This is a genomic window from Vibrio variabilis (genome assembly GCF_003263785.1).
Classification (GTDB): Bacteria; Pseudomonadota; Gammaproteobacteria; order Enterobacterales; family Vibrionaceae; genus Vibrio; species Vibrio variabilis.
The window spans coordinates 1-4,343 of sequence record NZ_JYJK01000102.1 but is presented as its reverse complement, the minus strand read 5'-3'; the positions used below and the strand labels follow the sequence as shown (position 1 = coordinate 4,343).

General features: G+C 41.3%; 5 protein-coding genes. 4 read left to right on the top strand and 1 reads right to left on the bottom strand.

The features are described 5' to 3' along the window. The coding region (locus tag TZ48_RS18800; RefSeq protein WP_162674659.1) for a GNAT family N-acetyltransferase at window positions 1-408 on the top strand (408 nt) is incomplete at its 5' end. 680 nt (window positions 409-1,088) lie between these two features. Here TZ48_RS18800 and TZ48_RS18790 read toward each other — a convergent pair. After that, entirely contained in the window at window positions 1,089-1,370 is a 282-nt protein-coding gene (locus TZ48_RS18790) for a hypothetical protein (RefSeq protein ID WP_112480256.1), read from the bottom strand. Window positions 1,371-1,544: 174 nt separating this feature from the next. On the opposite strand from TZ48_RS18790, the gene TZ48_RS18785 reads away from it, so the two are divergent. The 3 genes from TZ48_RS18785 to TZ48_RS26490 all read left to right on the top strand — a co-directional run bounded on the left by TZ48_RS18785 (window position 1,545) and on the right by TZ48_RS26490 (window position 4,254). Then, window positions 1,545-1,946, top strand: a complete 402-nt coding sequence (locus TZ48_RS18785; protein WP_112480255.1) for an HIT family protein — start codon at window positions 1,545-1,547, stop codon at window positions 1,944-1,946. 161 nt (window positions 1,947-2,107) lie between these two features. Continuing rightward, window positions 2,108-2,563 (top strand): hypothetical protein, encoded by a 456-nt coding sequence (locus TZ48_RS18780; protein WP_112480254.1) that lies wholly within the window; start codon window positions 2,108-2,110, stop codon window positions 2,561-2,563. 1,478 nt (window positions 2,564-4,041) lie between these two features. Then, a complete protein-coding gene (locus tag TZ48_RS26490; protein WP_420822966.1) occupies window positions 4,042-4,254 on the top strand; it encodes an HNH endonuclease in 213 nt (70 codons plus the stop codon). Window positions 4,255-4,343: the final 89 nt, after the last annotated feature.

Sequence of the window (4,343 nt, the reverse complement as noted above, 5' to 3'; positions counted from 1 at the left end):
GATGAGTTTTTTTGCGTTGTAATAGTTGAGAATGACGATGGAATAATTGCTTCTGGGCTAGCTTATACACGGACGATGAGGCAAGGCTCCTATAATTTTACTGCTGCAATTATCGGAAATGTTGCAGTTAAATTAAGTTATCGTGGGCAAGGGTTAAGTAAAGTTGTGATGGGGCAGCTTGAACAAGCGTTAGCGCCAATCGACGTCGCATATTCGTTTCTTTTTGCCTATGAAACTAATGTTTATCAAAGCTCGGGTTATTCGCAGTTGGAATCACCAATACGTTACTTTGACACGCAGAAACAAAATTGGAATCAATTTGTCTATCGGGGTGGTATGTTCAAGGCTCATACATCCAAGCGTACACTGAATCAAAAAGTCATAGAGTTTGGTGGTTGCGTTTACTGAGTACGTTAGAACAATCACATAACAAATTGCTCAAGTCGACAGCTAACGCTCGGCACTTTTGGTTTGGTTGAGTTCAGTGATTACGGGGGCTTTGCTTGAGTGTCGTGGTCGTTAGCTGCAACTTAGCAAGGCGTTAGCTTTCTCGGTTAAGTTCATTGGAGTAGGTGTCCATCGTTCTAGCTTTACACCTGCTCGTCAGTGCCAAATAGCAAAACCGCGTGTGCTGTTTCTTTTGCTTGGAAAGGGCGTCTCTCAACTTAGAGTGCAGTGAACTTGGTTGTCAGCTTCAGCGCAAGAGCCGTGGGTTGCCTTTAGGTATCGCCATCTTTGGCAGCAAGTTGTTGGAGAGTACAATGCTTCTGCATTGGGTACGTCGACGGCGTTGGTTTTGGAGCGTTTCTTTGAAATCTTGGTGCCAAACTTTGGCTGCAAGTTGGTGGAGAGTTCAATGCTTCTGCATTGGTTACATCGGCGGCGTCAGTTTTGGAGCGTTTCTTTAAAATCTTGGTGCCAAACGTCGGCTTCATCGCACGCAAAAAGCTAACAAATTGCTCAAGCAGACAGCTAACAGTTGGCGATTTTGGTTTGGTTGAGTTCAGTGATTAAGGTGGCTTTGCTTGGGTGTCGTGGTTGTTAGCTGCAACTTAGCAAGGCGTTAGTTGCACTTCGAAGTTTTGTGGCTAAATCATCGTCCCTTTAACCATGCAGCGATAAGCCTCACTGCTTAACTTTCTTTGCGGTGGCAGCGCCAAGTAGTCGTTCGCTTTAGCAATCGAGGTTTCGCGAGGCTGCATTTCTTGCTCGTCTGAGTGCAACGGAAGTGACTTCTTTCTTAACCCGTATTGCAGTGACTTCGGTGGTTTCTTCTTCGCGCCAACTTGCGTGTGTCGGGCTTGGTAAGTCTGTCGGCTATTAAGTAAGGTTTGGTGGTTGTCATAGGGTTCACGGTAAGCGGTCAGCATGTTGGTGCAATTAGCAAGGTAGGGCAGCAAGCAACTAACAATTTGCTCAAGCAGACAGCTAACGCTCGGCGATTTTGGTTTGGTTGAGTTCAGTGATTAAGGTGGCTGTGCTTGAGTGTTGTGGTGGTTAGCTGCAACTTAGCAAGGCGTTAGCATACTTTCATAGGAGTTTAGATGGCGACAATAGTTGAACAAATTGTTAATCGTGAAATTGAAGCCGCAATAGTTTATGAATCAGAAGAGGTTATTGCATTTGCTGACCATGACCCGATTAACTTTGGTCATATTTTGATTTGCCCCAAGTCGCATTATCGAACCCTTCTGGACTTACCAGAGCCTGTCTTTACTGAAATCAATGATGTTGCTAGAGATTTGTACAAACGTATTGAAGCTAAGTTTAGTCCTGATGGTATTGGGCTCATGCAAAACAATGGCGAGGCTCCCCATTTTAATGAACTAGATCATTATCATCTTCATATTTTCCCAAGATTCCACGGGGATAAGTACGGATGGGTGAGTAGTGAGCTTGGTATTCAAAACATGGATAAGCTCAGAGAGTCACTTGACGGTTTGTAGCGGTTGACCCCGTATGCTAACAAATTGCTCAAGTCGACAGCTAACAGTCGGCGATTTTGGTTTGGTTGAGTTCAGTGATTAAGGTGGCTTTGCTTGAGTGTCGTGGTGGTTAGCTGCAACTTAGCAAGGCGTTAGCAATATTTAAATGAGGTTCGATTGTTGTGGTTAGAATTGGTGTCTATGGCTTTGAGTGCACGAAAGAAATATTGTTGGACGGATATAGCATAATACCTCTCTATAAAGATGGTTTAGAGGTCAAGACTCTTTCAAGAGATGAAGCTTGCTATCATCTTACTGCAATTTTGGTGATTAACAATACTGGTGATTTAAAACCTGAAAGCCTTATATTTGACCTTGAAGGTGTACTATCTTTTGTTACACAAAAAGATATCATCATTAAAAATAGACTTAGAGATAAGGAAGCTATTTTTAGCTTGGATGATGATTTCCCGACGAAGCTAACGGGATGCCGTCGCGCAAATCGAGGTAGCCTAGTTATTAGTGATAATATATGTAAGGAATCTGCAAGTCTTTGTATTAGTTTAGCAATGAACGTACTATCCGGTGACAGTGTCGAGGGGAAAGTCTTTCGAAAGGCTCTTTTTAAAAATAGTTGAAGTACTTAGAGCACGGCAAAATTTCATAGATGTATCGTACTATTTACTATTTTCAGCTCTGGAGTCTTTGTGTCGACATATAAAAAATGACTTTGGAAAAAACTGTGCAATCCCAATAACTTCCGTGCTGCAGGAATATAAATTTAGTGTATACCAAGATTGTCCCAAGAAACCGCATCAATCAATAATGACATATGTACATTTGAGAAATGCCTTGTTCCACAATGGCAAGATGGAAAAAGAAGTTAAAACACCAACCGGTGATGTGATTGTTTACACGCAGTCCGAATACTATTCTACATTCTCTCGTTTACTACCTTTGGTTCTTTTGAGGTACATAGGGTTTGATGATAATTACATAAACTGGAATAGTTGGCTTGATAGGGAACCATTTGAGTTTAGAGGTAACAAATAATGCTAACAAGTTGCTCAAGTCGACAGCTAACGCTTGGCGACTTTGGTTTGGTGGAGTTCAGTGATTACGTGGCTTTGCTTGAGTATCGTGGTTGTTAGCTGCAACTTAGCAAGGCGTTATGTGCAAGGAGTTAAATTGAAGTATCTGCGTTATATTTTTCCATTGTTAATATTGACGGTAGTTTTTGGAAGGGATTTTTATTTTGATTACCGTCAAGAAAAGAGACATGCTCAGCTAAAGGAAGTGATTCACGGGTTATTATTCGATGGGGACGATCGTACAATGTGAGAAGCGTTTCGTTAACCGATGAAATTATTAGTATTGCCGTCAATATCCAAAACACGATAGTGACAGACGAGATAAAGTCTAAGTTTCAAAGAAATGCTCACAATCAACTTCCATCAAAGATATGTAGCAGTATAGGTCTCAAAGAAATGATGCAAAATGGCACCAGAGTGTCGATAGACGTAATAGCGAATAGTAATGTTCCAATAACTAATGTTCGAGTAACGTGGGAAGATTGCACATAACAATCGCTTCAAGTCGATTCGTAACGTTCGGCACTTTTGGTACCAATTTGGGCTTATGTGGTTACGGTGTTCAAATTAAGTTTAGTGGAGCGTCACTCACAACTTAAGCGGGTGTTAAGTGCCTATGAGGATCTGATGATAAAATTTGAGACTGAGTTTACAAACTACCTAGTCAATAGGCGTAATGCCGTAACGTTGGATACAGCTCGTAGCTATATCAGTTACTTAAAAAGAGTTGATAAGCAGTTATTTGGTATAGACTTCCATACAGATATTAAGTGTTTGGACGACATAAAAAACTTAGTTTTTGGGTTGCGTGCTACTGGTATGCCAGATCGTTCAATAAGTAATTGCGATGTTGCAATGCGTGCATATTTAAAATTTTTGAATACGGTTATATATACTGAGAAGCTCTTTCCCGAGGAGTCTAGCATTCATATTGAGGGGCATCGGTAAGTGTAAAAGTAAATCGATTTGAACGAAACCAACAAGCTAGACTCGCATGTATTGCTCATCATGGTGTAACTTGTAAGGTGTGTAATATCAACTTTGGCGAGGTTTATGGAGACATCGGTGCAGGTTTTATTCATGTGCATCACGTTACTCCACTGAGTAAGATTAAGCAGGAGTATACAGTCGATCCAGTAAAAGACCTTGTCCCAGTATGTCCTAACTGCCATGCAATGCTTCACCAAAAAGTTCCACCATATACCATATCAGAGCTACAAAAAATCATCGCCAAATAGGCACTTAACAAATTGTTCAAGCAGACAGCTAACGTTTGGCGATTTTGGTTTGGTTGGGTTTAGTGATTAAGGTGGCTTTGCTTGAGTTC